Below are 21,709 nucleotides of genomic sequence, written 5' to 3'. Positions count from 1 at the left end.
ATAGTGGGGTAGTTAATTTACCCCAGCTCCGCACACTGCCTGATGCTGATCAGCGTTACCGGTGCTTATTCCGCTGCCGCCGGCGCAGCCTCTGACGCTGCGGCCACCAGCTCCGGCTCAGGCTGTGGGGCGTCAGTTTTCGCCTTTCCCAGCGCAATCGTGCGCAGCAGCTGCGCTTTTTCAACCGCTTCCTGCACCAGATCCTGATCCATACCCACTACAGCATATTTATCCAGGCCTTCCATGCGGTAACGGTCGAGCTCCGGCACGAACTGCAGCATGTTCTTTTCGTTATCCGGCGTCAGGTAGACCAGCTGCCCCTGCGCGTCTGCGCCGGCAGGGAACAACACCCAGGCACGCTGGCCCACGCCCAGAACCTGCAGGAACAGCAGGGAAACCGCCAGCGGCAGAGACTGCGACGCGCAGCTGACGTGCTGCTGCCTGTCTACCAGCAGGCCGTGGCTCTGCACATCATAGGGGTTAAAGCGGGAAACGGTCTCCGCGCGCCACTGGCCCGCCAGGGAACCCGACACAAACGCTTCGCCGGTTACGTTCATCGGCAGCTGGCTCATGAGGTGCTGCGCAAAGCTATGATCCATTGACGGCATCAGCAGGCGGGCGCCCGTTTTCTCATTGATGGCTTTCACCGCTGCGGCGCGTTCTTCGTCGTCCGCCGGCAGCGGCTGCTCATGCGCCAGCCAATATGCTTCGTTCTGGTTGTTCCAGACGGTTACACCATCAACGTCTTTCGATTCAAAACCCAGTGTGGCCAGCAGGGCGATTTCCAGATCGGCAGGGCTGATCTCGCCTTTCCCGTTAAGCTCAATGGACGTTTTGCTGCTCAGAATATATTTGGTCATGGTCTGGCCTTACTTGCTGGTGGTTTTCTTGGTGGTCGTGGTGGTTTTGGTCTCTTCAGCTGGCTCAGCATCCGACGACTCTGCAGGGGCATCCTGCGACGTTACAGGCACGTCGATTGGTGCTGGCTCCTGCGAAACTGCTGCGGTGCTGTCGTCGGCCGGCGTGCTGTCGGCAGCAGGCGTCGGATCGGTTTCCGCCGGGGTGGTGGAGCCAAAGCCGTTGTCGCCGCGGTCGGTTTCGGACAGTTCATCAACTTCTGTCCAGGTGACAGGCTCCACCTTCTCAATCACGGCCTGCGCAATGACCATGCCCGCCTTCGGCTCGATGGCCAGACCGCCTTCGTCGGCAATCATGCGCAGCTTGATCTCGCCGCGGTAGTCGCTGTCGATGATGGCCACGCAGTTAGACGGGCGCAGGAAGTTAGCGGTACCCAGCCCGGAACGCGCGTAAATCTTCATGCAGTAGCCCTCGGGGATCTCCACGGCCAGCCCGGTAGTAATCCACCACGCGCGCGGCTGGCGGGCGCCGCCCTGCGTCTGTACAACGTTGAGTTTCACGTCCAGCGCGGTGATATCCCACGCTGCAGCGCCTTTTGAGCCACGGAAAGGCAGGACGGCATCAGGGGTGAGGCGTTTAATCTTTACTTCAGGCATGACTTACTCCGGGTTTTTGAAGGTGTAATGACGGCGGTAGCTTGTCGAAAGAGGCGCAAGCGGGACGTCGTGAAATTCCACCAGCCCGCGCTCAATCAGGCGGCGGACGGGTTTAAGAAACTGCGCGCGGATCACGCCGTACTCGTTGAAAACGTCTGATGCAGTAATGACGTTTTTCTGGTTGAGCAGGGCGAGAATGTTGTTTTCCATCTTGGACATGCGGACCGGCGCAAGGGACGCAATAAATTTCACGGGGCGCGCCAGGCGATAGCTTTTCTCCGGCGACAGTTTGATCAGGCCGATATCCATCAGATCGGCCAGCGACTCGCGGATAGCGCAGGCGGACGTGTCAGCGGGCAGGGCGGCGGTAATGCCCCGGCGCAGGGCTGATGGCTTCTCGGTCAGCAGCGCCAGAATAGCGGAAGCGGTTTCCGGGTACCTGGCGCGAAAAATACCTAATTTAGTTAAAAGTCTGCTCAAAGTTCTGTTATCCTTGCCAGTGGTTTATTTCAGAATCCAAAACCCAATGGTTATGAGTAAACCCGATTGAACGGAATCAGGGAGCCAGCGATGGCTCCCTTTTTCTTTAGTCCTGCGTCCACTTCTCGCCCGTATCAGCACACTCCACGCCATGACACACGCGCCCCTGATCCAGACGGTAGGCCATGCCCCCCTGCTTTATGCGTTTGCGGCAGTGCTGCGCGCCTGACAGATAGGCATGCGGAACGGCGGAATCAATCGCCCCTTCCTCGGTGCACAAGCCGTCCTCAGCATCGCTGTAGCCGCGGGCAAACTCGTCCAGCACTTCGCGCCGATCCTCAAAACGTATTGTTTCGCCCCGGTCCTGGCAGCGGGCGTACTCAATCGCGCCATACTTCGCCAGGCTGGCAATAGTTTTGGGGTGCCTGAAAATCTCCTCGCCCCAGTAATGCCCGGTGCAGGAGTCAACGTAGGAGCCGTTGGAATAGGTGCCGATAGGATTAGAGACGTCGTGTGCGGTCGCCACTGCGACAAAGAAGTTAACGACGTTGCCGGTAACAGACATTATTGCCCCGCAAAAAGCCGCTGGCGGCTGCTGAACATGGTTTTACCCTGCTGGCTGAATGCGTCGTCCACCAGCCTGACAAATCCGGCAAATTCCTTTCTGTAATACTCCAGGAGTTTATTTGCGGCGCGGTCGGTGATGTTGGAAACGTAGTAGCAGGCGCTGTGTCGGTCGCGGTAGGTCTTATCGAGGGTCAGCAGCGGGGCTGCTTCTGACAGGGTGCTGACACCAAACTCCACCAGCGCAACTCCGCCGCGCATAATGGCGGTAAAGCTCAGCTGGTGGGCGTCTATGTCAAAGGTGCGGTGCAGCAGTATCTGTTGTATGGCCATCGTTAATCGCAGGTGCGGGACGGCCTGAATTGTGGGCTAAAAAACGCCATGTTACAACGGTAATTTATTTAGAATTATGTGTGTTTCATATCGGTCATTCTCCGTCGAGAATCCCGGACATTTTGCCTTTCTGGCTTTCGGAGCGGCGCAGGTAGCGCATGACGGTTTTTGGGTCAGTCCAGGTGCCTTCCTGCATGATCTGCGTGATGGTCGCGTCGCGCTCCGCCATATCCATTGCTGCGCCCACGCGCGCACTATGGCCGGACCATTTCGTGTAGCGCCCTTTATTGTCTTTAACCGGATCTTTACCCAGCAAATCCCACGCGTCTTTGAAAATCTTCTCAGTGGCCGGGGCGCTCATGGGCTTTTCCGACACGCCGGCCGTGTTGTTATGACGGACGGGGCCAAATATCACGGCGTCGGGGCAGTTAATCAGTCCGGACACGTCCAGCCAGCGCAGCAGGTGGCCGGCGGCAGATTTGCTCAGGTGCTTTATCACGCCGGCAGCGGTCACCATCGTTTTTGTGTGGGTCAGGTTAACAATTACATGGCCGCTTTCGTCGATATCCAGATCGCGCACCCGGATGCGGCTCAGTTCGGACATGCGGCACAGGGTGTTATAGGCCAGATACAGGAACGCCAGATTGCGCATATCGGTGAGTTTGTCAGACCGGCTCATGATGTGCGACAGCAGCTGCAGATCCGGTAGCCGGAACGGAATAGCCTGGCCGGTGCGCTCGCCGCCCACCACGGCCTCGCGCTTGATGCGCTTCATGGCGCGCTGCACGTCCACGTTCAGCAGCAGCTGCGGCAGGCCGCACTGCTTGCACAGCATGTTCATCATGGCGTAGTGCTTTTCGATGGTGCTCGATGCAAGCCCGCTTTCCGCCATGGACAGAAAGTAAATGCGGGCCAGCTCCGGATCGATTGGCAGATACGTCAGGCCGCGCGCGCTGCACCACGTCGCCCAGCGCCGGATCACCGAAAGCAGGTCACGAAAGGTGTTCTCAGAATAAGCGCCTTTATCCGCAATAAAGCGGCGCAGATTATTAGCGACGTCCTGCGGCGTTAATGTGGTTAATTCCGCCGGAATCACGCTGCTTTTAATTTCCGCTAAATCTTTCATTTAAATATTTTCCTTAAAAAACGGCATGGCGTCGCTACGCAAAAGTTATCAAAACGTCAGGGGGGTTATGCGTCAGATTTCACGTAGCGGCGTCTGACTATGCCTCACTGCTGTATAGCTCAGAATCTGTACAAAATGCCACGATGCGCACCAACTGATCATTTGATCATCCAACTACTGATCAAGCATACATGAAAGCTATCAAACTTTATATAAGAGTAATTATTTAAAGTTTCATTTCCCGGCCAAAAACAGGCGCGTCGCGTGCTGAAGCGTCAGAAAAGTGTAAAATTTAGAATCCGGGAGGTTTTTCCGCGTGATCGGTCTCAGGGCTTCATATATGATCATCTGGCAGTCTTGTTTGTTACTTTGGGTTATAGTTCTGACTCGTAACATTGCAGGTAACATAAAGCGTAACTGCGGCGATAACACCTGTGAGAGACATGCGGACTTGTAGATAATTTATAAGGTCACTAAATACGGACTATTCTTAATATAGGGCTTTCTAAGAAGTTATCGTTTTACAGCATTTCTTTGCCCGTCTATATTTCCGCTCATTAAGTCCAGAGAGACTGCACAGCTGCCGCCTAAAAATTTTTGGAACACATTATGCCTAAGTTTAGCGACGTAGAATTTGAACAAAGCTATAAACATTTCCTGCAGGTTCAGCGTGAATGGTTCGGCCTCATTACACCTTTAATCGTGTACTCAGAGGAAAACGCCAATGGCGAAGATGCACGCCCGATTGCCTTCACGAACGACAAAAAGATTCTGGACCGCGCACAGCACCTGATTACCGAATGGCAGCGCTTTGCAGACCTGGCGGACGCCAAGCGCGCAGAGACCCAGGCTAAAACGCTGGCCGTCCATATCTCGGGCTACTCGCCGGTACCGACGATCATGGTAAACCCGCGCAAGGTAACAGTAACCCGTTTTCCCGGAACGTCATCAGGCAAAGCCACCCGTGAGAGCATTCTAAACCGCTATCACCAGCAGCTGCGTAAGCTGGATAAGGTTCCTTTTGCTGCCGGCGCTATCCTCTCACTGAAAGAGGAAATGAAGGCCTTTGAAAACTCACCGGAAGGGGCGCTTTACCGCCTGCGCATGAGCAACTACTTCGATACGCAGGTTATGGCGCGGTTTGATAGCCCGAACGATGAAAGAAACGTGGATAACTACCGTTACGGCGCTCACGGCATGCTGATTTACAGCGAGTACATGGATCTTAAAACGGATTTCACGGCAAACCTGAATCCCTCCAGCGGTGCAGTATCAGTATTTGACCTGATAAAGCCGCTGCCATGCGCCGTGCTGCCGTCCGCCACTGTTTACCTGATGGACGACGTGGACGCCGCCAAGCTCCACCACAAGCAGATTTACGTCATTGAGACGGCTATCTACCAGCGCGAACGCCTGTTTAAAAAGCGCAGCGAGGCGCTGATGCTGCGCTCCAGCACGCAGGAGCAGGCGCAGAAAGCGCAGGAGAAGATTAAAGCTGGCGCAGAAGCCGTTGCTGAACTGAATGCCATGGATCGTGAACTGATGAACATGAAAACAGCAGCCGGCGACACTGAATTGCTGACCGTGCCGGAAATGCGCGCGCGTTATGCAAATGAGTTTGGTCGCCGCAGTGGCCACACTCTGCAGCAGCTGGTGGAGCGTGCACAGAAACTCAGAAAGGTGTAACAGGACAGCATGAAAGGGCGCACAAGCGCCCTTTTTATTGCCTGGCTGGTGGTCACGCCAGCAGCGCGTCCAGCTCCTCCAGCTCTTTGAGTTTGCTCTCCGCAAAGTCTGCCATACCTTCGTCAATCTCTGCCTCTGCCGGACGGTAACCAATCAGGAAGATAAAGCAGTACGTGTCCCAGCGGTCAGGCGACTTGATGTTGAGTTTCTGGCGCATCTGAGGCTTTGGCACCATCATGATCCGCCCCATTTCATCCATGTAATACGGTATCTTCGATCCCTGCTCCGCCGTGTGCTGAAAGGCGTCTATGCGCATCCTGCCGGACCGGACAGCATCAGCGGCCATGATGTTCGCCCAGGCGCGCTGATTCTTGAAGCGCTCGCGCACCTTCTTACTGAACGGCGGTTGCCCCCAGCGGATATTGACCGCATTCACGCCCCGGCGCTCCAGCTGCTTCAGCGTGGCAGAGCCCACGCCGTCACCATCGACGGCAATTGTGATCCCCGGATAGCGCTCCTGCGTGCACTCGTTAGCGATGAAGTCACCGAAGGATATCGGGTCCATCGTGCCAGGCATTTCCACCAGCTTAAACGACACCACGCGCCGCGCATCGCCATGCCCGGACACCCTGCAGATGTTGAGTATCGACTTATCGCGCCCGTTACCGACGTCAGCGGTAGCCACCCAGCCCCAGCCTTTCTCCAGGTATACTTTGCGCCGCGCGGCGCGATCGCACTCGTCACGCCCCAGCAGATAGCCACTGATGTTGCGCGGGAAGCGCCCCAGCACCTTCACCATGTACTCCAGCGAGTCGCGCCCGCCATACTCCAGCAGCTTTTCCCTGATGAATTTCAGGGTAACGTGCGGCGCCTCTTCAGAATTGAGGACAATGGCATTCCAGATCCCGTCCGGGTTATCAGGGTTACGGGCTAATGAATGGTGCGAGTCATAGAAATAGCCGCTTGGCCGCGTGGGCTGCGACATCATCAGCATGCGGTTATCGGTCTCTGTCAGCGCACCACGCATGATAGCGATCGCTTTATCAGAGATACCCGATGCTTCATCGAGGATCAGCAGGATATGCGCGGCGTGCTCGCCGGCCAGCGCCTCCTCGTTACCCAGGCGGAAGCCCTTACAGAGCACTTCCCATATCCCCTTACGCGACTTCTCATAAAACATGGTGTCCGTCAGGGTGAAGTAGTTCTGCAGCCAGGGGTGACGTTTGGCGGCGTTAGCCCAGTAGGTTTTGACGTACTTGAATACGCCCGTTTTAACCTGCCCGATTTTGTTGGCCACGATGATTACGCGCGCATCCGGGAACATGATCATGTAAATCAGCAGCATCATAGCCGTCAGGGATGATTTGCCGGTACCGTGGCCGGACGTTACCGTAGTCTGGCTTCCTGTCTCCTGTACGGAGTTAAGTATCTCTTCCTGCTGCCAGGTGGGGATAAGGCCAAATAGCTCGACTACTGCCGTCGCCCAGTCATAGCGATAGCGGATCACCATGTCGCGCCAGCGCGGATCGGTGGTGACGCTCCTGATGCGTTTTTTGCCGCTCATTCTGCGCCATCCTTGTCTTTCATAACGGATAGCGTATCGGTCATAACGGATTCATCGTCGGACATAACGGATATCTCCGGCGGGATATCGTCGTCGTACAGGTCAGCAGTAGCCTCATAGTCAAAGTTGCCGCTCAGATTGCCCTCGCCTGCGGTTTCGCCGGCGCGCAGCTCTCCGTCTGCCTGGACGTCACCAAACCCGTCTTTGTCCACCAGCGCGGCAACCTCTGCGCGACGCGTTTCAACAAAGGCAGCGGACGCGGCCTGTTGCCGGCGATACTCCTGCGCCTCCAGTTCCAGCTCCGCCTCGCTGACCTGACCGCTTTCATCTACCGGCGGCTCGGCGTTCTTGAGCTCGTTTTCGAGACGTCTGGACAGAGACTCAGGCAGTTTGATGCCGTGGCGCTCGATGTACTCTGCCGTCTGCAGCAGATCCCAGTCCTCCGCCTCGCGCAGCTGGTATGCGCGGCTGATAACTTCGCCGGCATTGTGCGTCAGCGCGTGCTTTTCATTGTCGCGTCGGTTCTTATCGGTACTGCCGGCGATCGCTGCTACCCGTGAGGCGTGGTCATTAACCAGATAGCCCACTTCGATCATCAGCTTGGTCATTTTCAGGATGGGGTGTGGCCCGCCGCCGCCGCCGCCGCCGTCGTCGTCATCGCCCTTCTTTTTGCCGCTGGCCATGTTTTCGGCTTCAAGCTCAAACAGCTCTACCGCACGCGCCGTGGTGCGTTTAAGCAGGTCCATATGCGCCAGCGAGTCAAACAACGCCGTCATGGCGCTGGCTTCCAGCCCCTCGCCCAGCACCTCTAACGCGGACTCATAATCCTGCGGCCGGGGGTAGGCGCGCCGGTTAGCAACCAGCTTGGTTTCATGGCCTTCCTCAAAGGGTTTACCCTCGCCGCGGGGCTTTGCGGTGTGCTTCGGGCGTCCGTCACTTTGATCACCGTCATTTATGATCTTTTTGGCATGTGAAGCATTAGGCTTTTTCTTCCCGCTAGGCTGCGGCGCTGCGTCAGCGCGTGGTTCCAGCACCCCCTCTAAAGCCGCGCTGTGCCTGAGTTTGCGCCCGTTCCGGCGTATGGTGAGGTCGTCTTTTCTGGTGTGATCATTTTGATGATCAGAAGCGTGATCACCCGAATGATCATGATTGTGATCACCACTTTGATCACCCATCGCGGCCAGCGCTTTACCGTTCAGCTCCCGGCGGGCCGTGTTGAATGGCAGGCCATGGTACTCGCAGTACTCTTTGACGGTTATCCCGCTCTCGGCCTTCTGCTCAATGAAAGCCCTTCTGTGTTCATCCCAGTTAACTTTGGACATGGTTTATCGTTCAAATGAGGCCAATAAACCGGGATGGTAAGGAGTCTGTATTTTGCAGTGATCACAATAATGATCACGAAGCGCGCAAACGCATCTGAATTTGTCAGATGCAGAGACACTTTTATAAAAAACTGTGTTATTTTTATGTCTCAATCGAAGTGCGAAATTAACCATTGGGTAAATAAATGTCTAACAAGAAAGCAGTTTTAGTAGCAGTGGATGCTGGTTCCGGAAACGTGACTATTGCCTATGAGGAAAAAGGTCAGTGGGTCTCTCGTATCACGCCATCCCTCGTTGAAGTAGGCCACCAGCAGTCTATTTCCAGCAACGCCTCCTCTATCTGGCTGACAGAAGGCGACTTTGGCAAAGAGACCGCATACACCGTCGTTAAAAAGGGCTTTACCGACCTCTACGACACCTGCGACCCGGACTATCAGATCTCCGCGCCTCACCGCGTGCTGGTGCATGAATGCCTGAAACGCGCGGGTATCGTGGACTGCGACGTTATTCTTGGTGAGACGCTGCCTATCGGGCAGTACTACAGCGGCAACGGCGTGATCAATCAGGCGCGCATTGATAAGAAAGTTGCCAGCCTCAAAAAGCCTGTGCGCAACTACAGCGACGACGTACAGCCGGCGCGCATTAAGCACGTACAGGTATTCCCGGAAGCAATCCCGGCTATTCTGGCGGCTCAATCTGAGTTCCCGGAGCTGGAAGAAGAAGCGCAGACCATTCTGGTAGTGGATATTGGCCGCTTCACCTGTGATATCGCTATCGTGGATGAAGAACTGGTTCCAATCAAAAAGGCCAGCTTTGAGCATGGCATTCAGAAGATGATCAACCGCGTTCGCGTGTTGCTGCAGGAGTTTGAAGTCACCTCTGGCCGCTCTTTTAATGCAGAAGAGATCCCGCCAGGTGCAATCGACGACATTATCCGTCAGGGCTATATCGGCTCACGTCTGGAAGCAGCAAAAGCCAAGCGTATCGACGTCACCAGCGTAATTAATCAGGCCGCAGGCGAGCTTGCAGCGGAAATCTGGCGCGACGTGCGCTCTCTGCTGCGTAACGCCATTGCGGTTGATGCAGTGCTGGTGGTAGGTGGCGGCGCTAACTATCTGGCTGGCCGTCAGGAAGGGCTGACCGACTTTACAGCGGACTGGCATGATGTGGTCATGGTGCCGGAGAACCCAGAAGAGGCTAACGCACGCGGCGTATTCATTGCACTGATGGATGCAGAAGATGAATTGCGCGATATGGTAAAAGACGCCAGCAACGTCAGCGATATTACCAGTCGCGTCAGCGATAAAGGTTAATCATGAGTCAGGTATTAAGAATTGTAGGCCTGGAAGAAGATGGGCTTTTCGGTTCCGCCGTTTTAAAGTCATACAATGGTCTGGCAAGCCACAGCCATAAGCGTAACTATCTGGCGCGCATAGTGCGCAACGGGTACGCAGTGGATGAAATGGGGCTTAGCACCCTTATTGAGCTGATACAGACGACTGACGGCAAAAAGTTCATGAAGATGAACCAGCGCGACCGTATGAAGCGCCTGTTGAGCCTGATTAACGTCGTTATGTGTGAAGATGTACCCGAGCTGCCGGAGTCAGACGTACAGCCTGCGCCTGCGCCAGTGGTAAAGGCCGCGCCAGCCGCTGCAGAGCCACCAGCTGCAGCCCCGGTATCACAGCCGGAACCCGTGGCCACTGTAAGCGAGCCAGAGCCAGAGCCGGACCCGGTGCCACCAGCAGAGCCGGTAGCCGAAGCCAGCAATCCTGAAGAGAAAACGTCTGCATCAGTTGCCCCTGACGCAGATTCGGAAGGTGAAGCGAAGGTGTTTGGCTCAACGCGCAAAAAGTCGGGTAAAGGGCGCAGCCTGATAAACCCGGCAGGCGCGAAAAGCTGATCCTGCCTTCTCCACCCCGTTCACATGAGCGGGGTGTTTTCTATCCTTCCCCGCATACACCTGTCCATCAGTTCCCTTGCCATCACGCATACAGAACGTAGCTCCATTTCTTTTGACTGGAGGCGGCGCTTCGTGGCGCTGGTAACAATCAGCGAATCGTAGTCAATGTCCGGGCGTCCGCGCGCTTTGAAGGTGTAGCCTTTTAACGCATCCAGGCGGTACTGACGTGGATAAGCGTCAGGGTGTACGCAGCATTGCGCAAAAGGAGAGCGGACAAAAGAGCGCAGAATATTAGTGATAATACCGGGATTGACTAATAAGTGCGGGTACTTTGCTTCCACCAGCCGGGTAACCTCTGCTACCGTCATATAATCACGATTGCGAACCAGCAGATCCGCCACCTCTATACTGCTCACCTTTTTGACCATGTATCGCTCCGCTACGAAAACAATACATGCAATTCTAAATGATGTGAATTTTGCGTGGATTACAAAACGCGCATTTTAGAGTTTTCCCATTCAGATTTTCTTTGTGCTATGAATTTTTTACGTCTGGCTGGTTTAAGGTTGGTTAAGGTTAAGGGCTGTTACGGGAGCGTGAAGCAGAGCGTAAATAGTTCTGCGCGGAGTGAATTATCTGAAATTAGTGCCATATAAAATTGAATTTTTCTACTTTGGGGTATGCGTTCCCTAAAGACTATTTTAGAAACCTGTATTTAGGGCTGGTTCGGCCAGCCCATCCAGATCAGCGGTAGCTTTTCAGCAGGTGACTGACAGTGTTCGACCAGTTGGTTACAGTGTCACGTGCTAACCGGTGGACAACCTGGCTGTAAAGGTTGTCCGGCAGCGGCTCCCCGGCTTCATCCTCAAACCGTAATCCTTCCGTCGTGCCTGACTTACTCATATTCACGCTGTAATCAAACTTACCCTTTGCCCCGTAAACCCTGCTTAGTTTATGAACTTAGCATCGGTAAAATATGAGACGCGGACATAACGTCCGCTATGTGCCAGGAGCGGACGTTGTTTTTCAACTATTACCCAGGCCTGCGAACCACCTCATCTTTATCCCTTAAATTCTCAATGTATCGATAACCGCTCTTAGAGCGGGTGACACATTGCGGTGCGGATAATAGATATATGAACCTTCCAGGCGCTGACTGTAGCATTGCAAAACTCTGATCAGCGCCCCCTGTTCTATATCATCAGAAACTAATTCCTCCGGAACATAAGCCAGTCCCAGGCCTAGCCGGGCTGCTTTGGCTTCCATATAGCTGTCAGCAAAGGCCCATTGTCCCTGAGGCTGATGGGTTATCTTTTTACCGTCTTGATTGAGTTCCCATGCATACAGGCTGCCGTCTCCAAACTGGTAAGCGATGCAGGGATGAATAACTAAATCGGAGGGAGTTTGCGGAAATCCGTAGCGACGAAAGTGCTCGGGCGTGCCGACAACGGCCATCTCCATATCGGGCGAAATGCGCACAGCGACCATACCGCTACCTACTTCCGAGCCCAGACGTATACCGGCATCGAAGCGCTCAGCAATAATATCGACAAACCGGCTTTCGCTGATGAGCTCCAGCCGAATATCTGGGTAGCGTTGTTTAAACACCGCCAGCTTCGGCAGCAGCACTTTATCAATGGCGTGCTGACTGGCATTAATACGGACCGTACCCGATGGGGTATGGCGATAATGGGCCAGCGTGGCAAGCCCCATATCTAAAGCGTCAAATCCAGATTCGACGGTTCGATAGAGCAACTCGCCGGCATGGGTGAGCGATAACTTGCGCGTGGTACGCACCAGAAGCTGCACGCCCAGTCGTTCTTCCAGCTCGCGCACTGCACGACTAATTCCTGACTGCGCCAGGCCAAGCCTCTGCGCGGCGGCAGTAAAACTCCCTTCTCGCACGACCTGCATAAACAGATAGAGATCGTTATAGTTTTCCCGTTTCGCCATCATCCTTCCCATGCTGCCGCATCACAATTCAGAACAATATGTTATCAATCTTAGCATTTTTCACCCTCTAATCAGTACTATTTCTGCTAACTATAATGTGCGCATTGCAACAAAGCACAGCAGCGTTGTCCGTAGGAAACCTGTTTCTGGCACGTTTTATGAAGGGGATTTTGATGACTGCTTTCACCCAAAAATTGACAACTGCGATACCCGCCCTGTTGTTATGCGCATCATTAAGTGGAGTCACAAATATGAGTTACGCTGATACAGCCAATCCGAACGCGCCCGTTTCGCTGGTCGAGAAATGGGATAAAACTTTTGCTGAGAGCACGAAAGTTGATCACCGTAAGGTGACCTTTCCGAACCGATACGGGATCACCTTAGTCGGGGATCTCTACATCCCGAAGGATCGTGGGGATCGCAAGCTGGCAGCTATTGCTGTTAGCGGCCCCTTCGGGGCGGTGAAAGAGCAATCCAGCGGCCTGTATGCGCAGACGCTGGCTGAACAGGGATTTGTCACTCTGGCTTTCGACCCTTCATACACGGGCGAAAGCGGCGGCTACCCGCGCAACGTCGCATCTCCGGATATCAACACCGAGGATTTCAGCGCGGCGGTTGATTTCTTAGGCCTGCAAAAAGAGGTGGATCGCAACCGTATCGGGCTGCTCGGTATCTGCGGATGGGGCGGCATGGCCTTAAACGACGCCGCGATGGACACGCGTGTCAAGGCGGTGGCGACCAGCGTGATGTATGACATGAGCCGTGCGATGGGGCATGGCGTGGGCGATGGCAAAGACCGCTATACCACTGCCGATCGTCGTGCCGTATTGCAGTATCTGAACAAGCAGCGCTGGAAGGATGCGGAAAATGGCGCTTTCGCGCCAGGCGGGCATGACATTTATGTTGATGAGAAGGGCAACGTCACCGCTTCCGATCGTATTCTGCCGGAAACTCTGCCCGCGAATCCTAACCCAGTATTGAAAGAGTTCTTTGATTATTACCGCATGCCGCGTGGTTTCCATGAGCGTTCGGTCAACTCAACCGGTGCCTGGAATGCAACCATGCCGCTGTCATTTATGAATATGCCGCTGCTGAGTTACGCCAATGAAGTTACTATCCCTACACTCATCGTGACCGGCGAAAAAGCCCATTCACGCTATTTTGCTGAAGATGCCTTTAAGGCAATCGGCAGCAAAGAGAAAGAGTTAGTGATTGTCCCTGGGGCAAACCATGTTGATCTGTACGACAACGTTGCGGGTAAGATCCCATTTGCCAAATTTGAGCAATTTTTCAAAGCAAACTTAAGGTAACCCGAAAGGTTTACCAGGCCACCTGTCATAAACGGGTGGCTTTTACCTGCCTGGTGTGACGCAGAATATGTCACATCGCCCCATATTCTCACCCACCTATTATGTCGTTATTCCCTGAATAACTTCTGACCCGACTGCGCCTGAATCTGGCTGGTTCGATATTAAGGGATGCTAATAATGTCTACTGTAAGTCTAAAACCATCATACGAAAAAAAGCATGCATACTGGAGCGGCGTATTTGCCATGACGCTTTGCGTGTTTGTGCTGATCGCTTCTGAGTTTATGCCAGTCAGCCTGCTTACGCTCATTGCCCGCGATTTGCACGTTACCGAAGGGTTGGCAGGGCAAGGAATTGCCGTCTCTGGCGCACTGGCAGTGCTGACCAGTCTGACTATCTCCCATATTGCCGGAGACCTGAATCGTAAATATCTTCTGCTTGGGCTAACGGTCTTAATGGCCATATCAGGGTTAGTTATCACCATGGCGCCTGACTATCCGATTTATATGCTGGGGAGGGCTCTGATTGGCGTCGTCATCGGAGGGTTCTGGTCAATGTCGGCTGCAACCGCCATTCGGCTCGTGCCACAGCACCAGGTTCCCCGCGCACTGGCAATTTTTAACGGCGGTAACGCGCTGGCCACCGTTGTGGCTGCGCCGCTTGGTAGTTATCTGGGGACAACGGTCGGTTGGCGTGGGGCCTTTTTATGTCTCGTCCCTCTTGCGATAGCTGCGTTCTTCTGGCAATGGTTCAGCCTGCCTTCAATGGAAAGCGATAAAACACAAAAACCACAGGGGTCTGTGCTTCGTCTGTTCAGCGTTGCCATCGTACCAACGGGAATGCTTGCCTGCGGGCTCTTCTTTATGGGACAGTTTGCTTTGTTTACCTACGTGCGCCCCTTTCTGGAGAGCGTCACCAGAGTGGGACCTTCTAACCTTTCTCTGATTTTGCTTGCAATAGGCATAGCAGGTTTTGTCGGCACAATGATCGTCTCAACATTCCTGAACGCCAAATTTTACAAGACCTTAATCATGATCCCGTTGCTTATGGCCGCGATTACTGGTGCGTTACTGCTGGTCGGACACCACATCTGGGCCGTTGCCGTATTATTAAGCCTGTGGGGGCTACTTGCGACGGCTGCGCCAACAGGATGGTGGACATGGATAGCACGAGCGTTACCCGAAGATGCAGAGAGGGGTGGTGGCCTCATGGTTGCGGTGATCCAGCTATCGATTGCGCTTGGTTCAACGGCTGGAGGTCTGGCATTCGACAGTCTGGGATGGAGAAGTGCATTTGGTTTAAGTGGTTTGTTACTACTGGGGGCGGTAGTGATGACATATGCAACATCCCGTCAAAATAGGAAGGTACACTAACGCAATTCTTTTATATCTGGTGTGCGCTCTTTAAGGACATACGACAGAGGGGCGAATGTCCGCTCCTCGCTCATAGCGGACCATTCATTTTTTCAAGCCTGAAGAATTGCACGCATGCAACTGACTAACACTTCGCACCACTCAGATTCCTGAGCTCAAACACAACGGTCCCCTCCACCAGCATTACTGACTGCTTCTCACCTGTAGACAGTGACTTATTGCGGCATGCCACCGATGTGACTTTGCAGTGATCCGTACGCCAGCCCAGCAGTTCCAGCCCTTTAAGTATTAGCGTTTCCATTAAATCAGTCTCCAGTCGCTTGCCAGCAGATCGGCGGTTACGGGCGTCCAGTCAGCCGTTGTCAGCTGCTCAGTATTGGTCAGAACGAACTGAGGCATACGCGTTACGGACGCCTGCGGATCGTGGTCAAAGAATCGCGCCGGCACGCCGTACATATCGGTGCCGTTTAGCGGGTGCCGTGTGGTGCCTCTGTTGAGGCGCAGATGTGTTCCCTCTCCCCACGCTTTACGTGCCACTTTTGCGCCGTCAGAGAGCCACACATGCGCGACGGCCATCGGCGCGCCCTCTTCCCTGAATTTCAGCATGCCCTCGTCTATCAGCTGCTCGTTGCGCAGGATCAGATCGTTCAGCTTCAGCATGGCCAGACAGGCAGCATGATTAAGCGATTCCCCGCGGGCGGTCATGGTCAGTGCGCCTTTGCTCACCGTGGCTGACCAGTCTGTTGCGGTCTGTGACTGGTGCGTTACCACAAAGCCCAGGTGCTCCAGAACGTTCAGCAGCGCCATATAGTCACCGGTATAGTTGCCTGCAGCGCCGGCAATCATGCCAATCATTCCGTTTATTTGTTGATCGTTCATCTTTAGTAACCCCGTTTGATTTTGCGCTTGTGGGAGCTCTGCCTGCGCTTCTGCGCGGTCTGCCGTTCACGTTCGCGGTGCTGATGCGCTTCTTCCATGCTGGTGGCCAGACGCTGTATTCCGTCCTCGGCGGTCAGCTGTGGGCGGTCCGGCAGCTGCAGCGACCTGACCTGCAGCACGGGAACGGTTGGCGGCCGGCGCGCCAGCCAGGTGAGACTTCCCATTAATGCGCCCATCAGTGCGATCTTTTTCATGCTCTCTCTCTGTCGTGCAGGCGTGCAGAATCCCCGGCGATTGCCGGTGATCAAAATTCACCTAATTAATTCCGGCGCCGGGTGCGCACGGGGATGTTCTGAGGCCTGTCCCGGCGACTGGCCGGGTGGCTATGTAGGCATTGTGCTGGCCGGAATTGAACCGGCGACCTTTCGCTTGTCCCTTTCACCGCCCTGCAGGCCGAATAAAAGAGCGAACGCTGCTGCCGCTGAGCTACAACACAACGATAAAAGCCCGTCTGCCGGTGCTCTTACCTGTTGGCCTGTATTAGCTGGCCACCAGCTGTGCGATTAGCCATTTATGACCGGCAAACAGTCCAGCATTCAGCAGCAGATGAAACATGACAAACTGCATCGCTCTGACTGTTTTGGTGTACATGCTGGTGTCCATACTGCTTAAACCCTGATTAACTGACTGAATTGCTCTAATCATGCCTGAATTTTCATGTCAGCGCTTATGCGTGCGTATCTGTTATGCGTTAGTGGTGGCCGGTGCCATACCCGGCAAGTAACCTCTCAAGCGACTGGTCAACTCGGTTACTGGCGGCTTAAACCCCTATGCGGTGCGATTGATGAAGCGGGGGCCAGTCTTGCGATCGCAGCAGCAACTGCGAATGCCCCACAACGGAGAGAGCACTGAGCGGCTAATGCACTTTCCTGTTGGGGTGTCGTGCTATTTGCGGCGCTTTTTCTTCGCGTCGCTGCGACAGGCTTTAATAACCGTTTCAAAGCCGTAAATGATCACCAGCGTGTAAATGATGGTGAGGGCTGGATGCTCTGCAGCAAACGCTAAAAACGGCATATCGTGTCCTGTCTGTTAGGGATGCTGGCTCCAATCCAACTGGTCTGTACTGAAACTGGCAGTGACGGCTGGATTTGAACCAGCGACCTTCCGTACTCCTGAGTTAAAGCCGGACGCTCATTCCCCTGAGCTACATCACCATAAACGGGTTGCTGTGATCGGTTTCCGTTAGCGCGATTGTTCAATGAGGCGGGAGTGATACCCACTTTGCCTTCGCAGCCCATCGCTGACCGCCGGCGTCGATTCGCCGGCAGGGCTTTCGCCCCGTGGATTGACTCCACAACTCCTACGGTGTGTTAAAGCAATCACCACAACGGCTAAGAGCACTGACTCCCTGCCCGGATAACGGAGCCTTTACCAGTCTCCGCCCAGTGCTCTCACCGTTGTGTGCCGGTCTTTCCCGGCTGTCACGAACTTTTTTGAGGTCTGCCGCTGACCTTGCCCTGCCAGCAGCCAAATTAGCCGGTAAGCAGCGCGTCGCCCGGTGTTGGCGTGTAATGCATGGGGGGCTGGTGCCTCCAGCTGTCCGATACGGAACCTACGGACGGGGATATTGAACAGTTACCAAGAGTATATATCTGAGTTCCGCCCCGCGTGCGCATAGCCGCATTCCCCCATTTTTGAGCGTGCTGTCAGAGGTAGTTACACCCGTCGCCAGGCAGCAAGAGGATGCCAGCACGCTCACAAATGGCGATCCCTTACGGGGATCAGGCGGGAACTTGTTTAAGCCTCACGGGGCGTTCTATGCGCGGGATAGTCCAAAACCGCGTTCACTGCCGTGACAGGAGGGGCTACATGCCGTTCACCCTACTCATAACACACCCGGAAAATCTGGAGACTACCGGGGGCGGCCTGTTACGAACTGGTGCATGGGGCCGGATTTGAACCGGCGGCGGACTTAACAACTTCTGCGTTCGGCCTCTTCGCTACCCATGCTGAATTAGTGCCGGTGCATACCCGGCGCGGACACTTAGGCGTCTGGTCAACCTGTCCGCTTGCGAAACAAAAGGGAAGAACCACCCCTGCCAGATTTGCATTGCGTCTGCCTCGCTGCTGAATCCTCTCTCCGATTCAGCCGTGAGCACACATCATGCGCTCACGGTTAAACCTGAAAAAAAAGCCCGAAAACTATCGGGCATTAAATGTTACCAACCAATATAAAGCGCACTCACAAAATGCGCTTTAGAGTGGGGAAAAAGACAGGCTAAACAAAATGTTACCGTCCAGCCTGATTGCACTAAGTTTTTAAAGACACGATGTTACAGCGAGAAGAAATGTACACAAAAATACGGAAAAAATCAATTAAAAATGGATCTGTATTTTAGAAATGTATGTGTTTATTTCAGGCTGCTTTTTGGCCCTTAACGACGTCTGGTATTTGGGTTTTTGAGGTTTTCAATATCGCCATTGGTTTTTGACCAGGCAATGCACCAGCTGTTAACAGCAGCGCGGATCTCGTCTACCGTGGCCTCGCTCAGCCCTTTAATCTTCACCAGCTCCGGCGGCAGCTCACCGCCCACCGCTGCCACCGTGTCATAACCGGCTTTAACCAGCGCGTTAAGCGCACGCGCAGGGATAGCCAGCTCGGAGACCGGCGCGGCCTTACCGTCAGTGATGCGCTTGTGGAGTCGCGGGAAGTCCAGCGCCAGGCGGGTCATGATGCGCTCATGCAGTTCATCGTTGATGGCCGTGTCCCACATAGGGAGTAAATCAGGCAGGATGCGGAATACCGGATTACCCCATATACCCGGCACTACATCCATTGCCAGCATCATCGCCGTGCGGATCTGATAGTGGAAATTTGCCGTCTCAATGGAGACGTCACGGATGCCGTGAAACACGCTAAGCCCGAAGTGGAAGTTATAGATATAGCAGCCCACGTCACCGCTGCCGTCCGGCAGCTGTAGCAGGAATTGCGCCACATCCTCCTGCCCGTCGTGAAACTCCACGCGCTCTTTCAAATGATTGTGCGAGGCAGTGAGTTTAATGAGATCGTTGGCCGTCTCACCGCGCAGGCGACGTTCTTTACCCACTTCTTTATCTGCAATATTCAGCTTCTGCTGCAGTTCCTGTATCAGTGCGCTTTGCTTTTTGCGGTCGGCGCGGTGCTGAGATATGGTTTTGTCGCGCTCCTGCAGATCTGCCGCCAGGCGTTCAGGATTCTTGCGGCGGTAGTGCGCAAATTCCTGATTCAGAGTGGTCAGCGCCAGCTGCGCGGTAACCAGCGCATCTGAGTTGCGATCACGGGCGTTTTCAGCATTGATAGCGCGATTTTCGGCCTCACCTTCACGAATACGGGCTTCCTGAATGGCTTCATCAGCGGCGTTCTTCGCCTCAAGGCGAATCTGAGCTATCTCTGCGGCCAGCACGGAATGGCCGTCCAGCTCCTGCTGTACGTGCTCCAGCGCATCTGCCAGCACGTTATAGGTATCAGCTTCGTGGTTAAGGCGCAGGTTGATATCAATCTGCACCTGCTCCAGCGCAGACAGGCAGTTGTCCAGCAGGCGCTTTTCTAGATCGTCGAGTTTCAGGCGCTTGCGCATAGAACTCAGCTGGCCATAGGCCGTTACAAACGTCTGGTGCAGTACTTCATCGTCAACGGGGCATTCAGGGAGTTGCTGCAGCTGCTTGAGCACATTTTGAGAAGTCATGGTTGGTTTCAGATCCGCTGTAAATTTGCGGCTGATTCTAACGTGAAATTAACCACTGTCTATAAAATGTTTTAGAATTGTGTGTGAATTTTTAGGGGGAGTTAAGGAAAGAGGCAGGGGGAGATCCCCTGCCTGGTATAAAATTTAGCCTGCGAGGAGAAACGCGCAGTAAAGCGCTGTGGCTGCAACAGTCAGCCAGAACGCCTGCAGCAAAACGGACGGCGGGCGCACGCGTCCGGTTTCGTATTCCTCCTGCGTCATATGGCCCAGATAACTCATGGCCACCAGCACGGCGTTTTCGTCAAAGTCGAGCGTTGCGCGCAGATGCTCCAGGGCAGGACGCGTCACCTGGCGCGTGTTCAGGGTAACCACGCCGGATCGCATTCTTCCTGATTCGCCGGCAAAGCAGACGGAGTGATAGTGGAAACGAGACATACGGCGCATCAGGTCACCGTATGCCAGTCTGTCATTTCAAAGTCCGGCAGGCTCGGCTCATAAGGATGTTCGCTGCCGTCAGCCTGATAAAGCACCAGCTGTATTGCGCTCGGCCTGTGGCTGCGTGACTTTTTTCGTCCCATCAGAAAATGCCCCGCTGGCCACTCGGTCCGCCTCACGGCAAGCTCCAGATTTTCGTGCAGGCGATTCATGGCGTCGTTGTACCCGAAAAGCGCGACAGGCTGGCTGTCTACGTCAATGGCACCGATACCAATTTTGCCTAAACCCTCAACCTGAACCGTTGTCATGCGTGCGCGTCCTTCTGTAAATGTTTTGCGTAAAATTAAACCAATGCCCTTCACGCCGCCGTAGTAACACAGCGTGCGTTCGCTTAAACCACTGCGGGATTTAAGCTCGTCTTTCGACACTCTCAACGTTCCAGCGTCTGCTGCCATTTCGGCAAATACCGCCAGCCCAAGCTGTAGGCTTTCGCGCGTTTTTTTACGACGCGCAGCGAGCCGGAAAGCAGGGCATGGCAGAAAAAAATTTGCATTAAACAGCACTTAATTGCTCCAGAACTTTTCATTCTCATGCGCCGGCATGGCTTCGCCAGGCTCAAGCGCCACGTACTGTCTGATAACCCTGATGGTTTCTTCCGGTGAAAACGAGAGCAGGACATAAAATCCCCCGGCGCGAAGCCGGTTCATCCATGTGACCTGTGTCTCAGCAGGCATTCTCTTGCCGTGCTTTTGCTCTATCCGCATGCCGTGGTAAATGCCCGACGCGATCTCAAGCCCCATGTCCGGGTAACCGCGCTTGGCTCCTTCGGCCTCAATAGCTGCCGCGGTCGCCTTTAAACGGAATCCTCCGTTTGGTATGGCAAAAAGGTGATCGTAGATATGGCTGTCTGAACGGTGAAAATGGTCGAAGATAAAGACCTGATCGTAGTGTTCCTGCTTGCCTTTACGCTTTTCAGGGTTTTTTACGAGAGCAGCGAGTGCTGTTGCGTGGGCGGAAAGCGCTTTAACTGGTGCTAACCAGTCCGCCGCCTTGCCTGCTTTCGCTTTTGCCGGAGCCGCTTTCTTCCCTGAGTGAGTGCCTGTCTGTTTTTTCTGCCTGTAGGAGTGAAGCCAGTCTTCAGTAAAACGCATGTCCGGAATCTTAAACTGTAGATAGTGTTTCTAAATGGAATTTGCGTCGGGGGGTATTCTTAACGCTTGGAAAGGAAAAAACAAGCCTGTAATTTACATCTTCACGAAGTTAGCAATTACAGGCTTTTATCAGGCTGTTAGTGCGCCAGGTAAACAAAGTAAAGGCTGAAAATGATACCTAAAGTTGAAAGAACGAGTGTGACAGCCTGCCTGAATACATTAGCCGCGCCTGACTCTTGAGGTGTTTTTGTCTGGTAAACGGTGGAGTTAACAAAGTCGCGCTGTGCAAAATTTTTCATGATATATTCTCGTTGTTGTGTGCAGGGGTGCCAGTCGCCACAACTTAACCCCTGCAATTTGTTGAAGCCCGGCCATATGGCCGGGCTTTTTCGT

The 21,709-nt window shown here is 54.2% G+C and carries 24 protein-coding genes and 2 tRNA genes; 5 read left to right on the top strand and 21 right to left on the bottom strand.

What is annotated here, in order from left to right; all coding sequences use genetic code 11:
- Nucleotides 1–65: 65 nt before the first annotated feature.
- The 6 genes from FS690_RS17125 to FS690_RS17100 all read right to left on the bottom strand — a co-directional run bounded on the left by FS690_RS17125 (nucleotide 66) and on the right by FS690_RS17100 (nucleotide 4,017).
- The gene (locus tag FS690_RS17125) at nucleotides 66–860 is read right to left on the bottom strand and encodes a hypothetical protein (RefSeq protein WP_145339970.1); all 795 of its coding nucleotides are present in this window, start codon (nucleotides 858–860) and stop codon (nucleotides 66–68) included.
- A 9-nt stretch (nucleotides 861–869) separates the two neighbouring features.
- A complete protein-coding gene (locus tag FS690_RS17120; RefSeq protein WP_071882928.1) occupies nucleotides 870–1,514 on the bottom strand; it encodes a dUTP diphosphatase in 645 nt (214 codons plus the stop codon).
- A gap of 3 nt (nucleotides 1,515–1,517) precedes the next feature.
- Entirely contained in the window at nucleotides 1,518–1,994 is a 477-nt protein-coding gene (locus FS690_RS17115) for a hypothetical protein (protein WP_145339969.1), read from the bottom strand.
- Nucleotides 1,995–2,100: 106 nt separating this feature from the next.
- Complete coding sequence (locus tag FS690_RS17110) at nucleotides 2,101–2,559, bottom strand: hypothetical protein (RefSeq protein WP_145339968.1); 459 nt, start codon at nucleotides 2,557–2,559, stop codon at nucleotides 2,101–2,103.
- Nucleotides 2,559–2,891 carry a hypothetical protein gene (locus FS690_RS17105; RefSeq protein WP_145339967.1) on the bottom strand — a complete coding sequence of 111 codons (333 nt, stop codon included), beginning with the start codon at nucleotides 2,889–2,891 and terminating at the stop codon, nucleotides 2,559–2,561. Before FS690_RS17105 ends, FS690_RS17110 begins: the two co-directional genes overlap by 1 nt.
- A gap of 94 nt (nucleotides 2,892–2,985) precedes the next feature.
- Nucleotides 2,986–4,017 (bottom strand): tyrosine-type recombinase/integrase, encoded by a 1,032-nt coding sequence (locus tag FS690_RS17100; protein WP_145339966.1) that lies wholly within the window; start codon nucleotides 4,015–4,017, stop codon nucleotides 2,986–2,988.
- Nucleotides 4,018–4,626: 609 nt separating this feature from the next.
- Between FS690_RS17100 and FS690_RS17095 the strand changes: the two genes are divergently transcribed.
- The gene (locus FS690_RS17095; RefSeq protein WP_145339965.1) at nucleotides 4,627–5,703 is read left to right on the top strand and encodes a hypothetical protein; all 1,077 of its coding nucleotides are present in this window, start codon (nucleotides 4,627–4,629) and stop codon (nucleotides 5,701–5,703) included.
- A gap of 52 nt (nucleotides 5,704–5,755) precedes the next feature.
- On the opposite strand, the gene FS690_RS17090 is transcribed toward FS690_RS17095, so the two are convergent.
- Both FS690_RS17090 and FS690_RS17085 read right to left on the bottom strand, forming a co-directional pair.
- Nucleotides 5,756–7,267: a terminase gene (locus FS690_RS17090; RefSeq protein ID WP_145339964.1), complete on the bottom strand. Its 1,512-nt coding sequence runs from the start codon at nucleotides 7,265–7,267 to the stop codon at nucleotides 5,756–5,758.
- Nucleotides 7,264–8,589, bottom strand: coding sequence for a hypothetical protein (locus FS690_RS17085; RefSeq protein WP_145339963.1), 1,326 nt, complete (start codon nucleotides 8,587–8,589; stop codon nucleotides 7,264–7,266). The genes FS690_RS17090 and FS690_RS17085 overlap by 4 nt, the downstream gene beginning before the upstream one ends.
- 185 nt (nucleotides 8,590–8,774) lie before the next feature.
- Here FS690_RS17085 and parM point away from each other — a divergent pair, with 185 nt between their 5' ends.
- Nucleotides 8,775–9,902: a ParM/StbA family protein gene (gene parM, locus FS690_RS17080; protein ID WP_145339962.1), complete on the top strand. Its 1,128-nt coding sequence runs from the start codon at nucleotides 8,775–8,777 to the stop codon at nucleotides 9,900–9,902.
- A 2-nt stretch (nucleotides 9,903–9,904) separates the two neighbouring features.
- A complete protein-coding gene (locus FS690_RS17075) occupies nucleotides 9,905–10,492 on the top strand; it encodes a hypothetical protein (RefSeq protein ID WP_145339961.1) in 588 nt (195 codons plus the stop codon).
- Nucleotides 10,493–10,512: 20 nt separating this feature from the next.
- On the opposite strand, the gene FS690_RS17070 is transcribed toward FS690_RS17075, so the two are convergent.
- The 3 genes from FS690_RS17070 to FS690_RS17065 form a co-directional block, all read right to left on the bottom strand.
- The gene (locus FS690_RS17070) at nucleotides 10,513–10,920 is read right to left on the bottom strand and encodes a late promoter activating protein (RefSeq protein ID WP_145339960.1); all 408 of its coding nucleotides are present in this window, start codon (nucleotides 10,918–10,920) and stop codon (nucleotides 10,513–10,515) included.
- A gap of 316 nt (nucleotides 10,921–11,236) precedes the next feature.
- The gene (locus FS690_RS18425) at nucleotides 11,237–11,395 is read right to left on the bottom strand and encodes a hypothetical protein (RefSeq protein ID WP_186369001.1); all 159 of its coding nucleotides are present in this window, start codon (nucleotides 11,393–11,395) and stop codon (nucleotides 11,237–11,239) included.
- A 165-nt stretch (nucleotides 11,396–11,560) separates the two neighbouring features.
- The gene (locus FS690_RS17065; RefSeq protein ID WP_139569973.1) at nucleotides 11,561–12,445 is read right to left on the bottom strand and encodes a LysR family transcriptional regulator; all 885 of its coding nucleotides are present in this window, start codon (nucleotides 12,443–12,445) and stop codon (nucleotides 11,561–11,563) included.
- 173 nt (nucleotides 12,446–12,618) lie between these two features.
- Between FS690_RS17065 and FS690_RS17060 the strand changes: the two genes are divergently transcribed.
- Nucleotides 12,619–13,755 (top strand): alpha/beta hydrolase, encoded by a 1,137-nt coding sequence (locus FS690_RS17060; protein ID WP_145339959.1) that lies wholly within the window; start codon nucleotides 12,619–12,621, stop codon nucleotides 13,753–13,755.
- Between the two features lie 177 nt (nucleotides 13,756–13,932).
- Entirely contained in the window at nucleotides 13,933–15,126 is a 1,194-nt protein-coding gene (locus tag FS690_RS17055; protein WP_145339958.1) for an MFS transporter, read from the top strand.
- Nucleotides 15,127–15,426: 300 nt separating this feature from the next.
- On the opposite strand, the gene FS690_RS17050 is transcribed toward FS690_RS17055, so the two are convergent.
- The 10 genes from FS690_RS17050 to FS690_RS18415 form a co-directional block, all read right to left on the bottom strand.
- On the bottom strand, nucleotides 15,427–16,005 hold the full coding sequence (locus tag FS690_RS17050; RefSeq protein WP_145339957.1) for an MW1434 family type I TA system toxin: 579 nt from the start codon (nucleotides 16,003–16,005) through the stop codon (nucleotides 15,427–15,429).
- Nucleotides 16,006–16,007: 2 nt separating this feature from the next.
- On the bottom strand, nucleotides 16,008–16,259 hold the full coding sequence (locus tag FS690_RS17045) for a hypothetical protein (protein ID WP_145339956.1): 252 nt from the start codon (nucleotides 16,257–16,259) through the stop codon (nucleotides 16,008–16,010).
- Nucleotides 16,260–16,399: 140 nt separating this feature from the next.
- A tRNA-OTHER gene (locus FS690_RS18420) sits at nucleotides 16,400–16,501 on the bottom strand.
- A 449-nt stretch (nucleotides 16,502–16,950) separates the two neighbouring features.
- Nucleotides 16,951–17,079, bottom strand: coding sequence for a hypothetical protein (locus FS690_RS18590; protein WP_255471511.1), 129 nt, complete (start codon nucleotides 17,077–17,079; stop codon nucleotides 16,951–16,953).
- An 863-nt stretch (nucleotides 17,080–17,942) separates the two neighbouring features.
- Nucleotides 17,943–18,015: transfer RNA gene (locus FS690_RS17040), tRNA-OTHER, on the bottom strand.
- Nucleotides 18,016–18,440: 425 nt separating this feature from the next.
- Complete coding sequence (locus FS690_RS17035; RefSeq protein ID WP_145339955.1) at nucleotides 18,441–19,730, bottom strand: DNA-directed RNA polymerase subunit alpha C-terminal domain-containing protein; 1,290 nt, start codon at nucleotides 19,728–19,730, stop codon at nucleotides 18,441–18,443.
- Between the two features lie 144 nt (nucleotides 19,731–19,874).
- A complete protein-coding gene (locus FS690_RS17030; protein ID WP_145339954.1) occupies nucleotides 19,875–20,174 on the bottom strand; it encodes a hypothetical protein in 300 nt (99 codons plus the stop codon).
- A complete protein-coding gene (locus tag FS690_RS17025) occupies nucleotides 20,174–20,728 on the bottom strand; it encodes a hypothetical protein (RefSeq protein ID WP_145339953.1) in 555 nt (184 codons plus the stop codon). Before FS690_RS17025 ends, FS690_RS17030 begins: the two co-directional genes overlap by 1 nt.
- Nucleotides 20,729–21,316, bottom strand: coding sequence for a VRR-NUC domain-containing protein (locus FS690_RS17020; protein WP_145339952.1), 588 nt, complete (start codon nucleotides 21,314–21,316; stop codon nucleotides 20,729–20,731). It abuts the gene before it with no gap.
- Between the two features lie 137 nt (nucleotides 21,317–21,453).
- Nucleotides 21,454–21,615 (bottom strand): hypothetical protein, encoded by a 162-nt coding sequence (locus tag FS690_RS18415; protein WP_158448525.1) that lies wholly within the window; start codon nucleotides 21,613–21,615, stop codon nucleotides 21,454–21,456.
- Nucleotides 21,616–21,709 lie beyond the last annotated feature (94 nt).

The sequence above is a fragment of the Pantoea sp. PSNIH1 genome, assembly GCF_007680655.1.
Classification (GTDB): domain Bacteria; phylum Pseudomonadota; class Gammaproteobacteria; order Enterobacterales; family Enterobacteriaceae; genus Pantoea; species Pantoea eucrina.
This window is presented reverse-complemented; position numbering and strand designations above follow the sequence as displayed.

What these genes read in the sequence shown, in the direction of transcription:
- FS690_RS17125 (WP_145339970.1), bottom strand. Translation starts at nt 860, where the DNA reads ATGACCAAATATATTCTGAGCAGCAAAACGTCCATTGAGCTTAACGGG.
- FS690_RS17120 (WP_071882928.1), bottom strand. Translation starts at nt 1,514, where the DNA reads ATGCCTGAAGTAAAGATTAAACGCCTCACCCCTGATGCCGTCCTGCCT.
- FS690_RS17110 (WP_145339968.1), bottom strand. Translation starts at nt 2,559, where the DNA reads ATGTCTGTTACCGGCAACGTCGTTAACTTCTTTGTCGCAGTGGCGACC.
- FS690_RS17105 (WP_145339967.1), bottom strand. Translation starts at nt 2,891, where the DNA reads ATGGCCATACAACAGATACTGCTGCACCGCACCTTTGACATAGACGCC.
- FS690_RS17100 (WP_145339966.1), bottom strand. Translation starts at nt 4,017, where the DNA reads ATGAAAGATTTAGCGGAAATTAAAAGCAGCGTGATTCCGGCGGAATTA.
- FS690_RS17095 (WP_145339965.1), top strand. Translation starts at nt 4,627, where the DNA reads ATGCCTAAGTTTAGCGACGTAGAATTTGAACAAAGCTATAAACATTTC.
- FS690_RS17090 (WP_145339964.1), bottom strand. Translation starts at nt 7,267, where the DNA reads ATGAGCGGCAAAAAACGCATCAGGAGCGTCACCACCGATCCGCGCTGG.
- FS690_RS17085 (WP_145339963.1), bottom strand. Translation starts at nt 8,589, where the DNA reads ATGTCCAAAGTTAACTGGGATGAACACAGAAGGGCTTTCATTGAGCAG.
- parM (WP_145339962.1), top strand. Translation starts at nt 8,775, where the DNA reads ATGTCTAACAAGAAAGCAGTTTTAGTAGCAGTGGATGCTGGTTCCGGA.
- FS690_RS17075 (WP_145339961.1), top strand. Translation starts at nt 9,905, where the DNA reads ATGAGTCAGGTATTAAGAATTGTAGGCCTGGAAGAAGATGGGCTTTTC.
- FS690_RS17070 (WP_145339960.1), bottom strand. Translation starts at nt 10,920, where the DNA reads ATGGTCAAAAAGGTGAGCAGTATAGAGGTGGCGGATCTGCTGGTTCGC.
- FS690_RS18425 (WP_186369001.1), bottom strand. Translation starts at nt 11,395, where the DNA reads ATGAGTAAGTCAGGCACGACGGAAGGATTACGGTTTGAGGATGAAGCC.
- FS690_RS17065 (WP_139569973.1), bottom strand. Translation starts at nt 12,445, where the DNA reads ATGGCGAAACGGGAAAACTATAACGATCTCTATCTGTTTATGCAGGTC.
- FS690_RS17060 (WP_145339959.1), top strand. Translation starts at nt 12,619, where the DNA reads ATGACTGCTTTCACCCAAAAATTGACAACTGCGATACCCGCCCTGTTG.
- FS690_RS17055 (WP_145339958.1), top strand. Translation starts at nt 13,933, where the DNA reads ATGTCTACTGTAAGTCTAAAACCATCATACGAAAAAAAGCATGCATAC.
- FS690_RS17050 (WP_145339957.1), bottom strand. Translation starts at nt 16,005, where the DNA reads ATGAACGATCAACAAATAAACGGAATGATTGGCATGATTGCCGGCGCT.
- FS690_RS17045 (WP_145339956.1), bottom strand. Translation starts at nt 16,259, where the DNA reads ATGAAAAAGATCGCACTGATGGGCGCATTAATGGGAAGTCTCACCTGG.
- FS690_RS18590 (WP_255471511.1), bottom strand. Translation starts at nt 17,079, where the DNA reads ATGCCGTTTTTAGCGTTTGCTGCAGAGCATCCAGCCCTCACCATCATT.
- FS690_RS17035 (WP_145339955.1), bottom strand. Translation starts at nt 19,730, where the DNA reads ATGACTTCTCAAAATGTGCTCAAGCAGCTGCAGCAACTCCCTGAATGC.
- FS690_RS17030 (WP_145339954.1), bottom strand. Translation starts at nt 20,174, where the DNA reads ATGCGCCGTATGTCTCGTTTCCACTATCACTCCGTCTGCTTTGCCGGC.
- FS690_RS17020 (WP_145339952.1), bottom strand. Translation starts at nt 21,316, where the DNA reads ATGCGTTTTACTGAAGACTGGCTTCACTCCTACAGGCAGAAAAAACAG.
- FS690_RS18415 (WP_158448525.1), bottom strand. Translation starts at nt 21,615, where the DNA reads ATGAAAAATTTTGCACAGCGCGACTTTGTTAACTCCACCGTTTACCAG.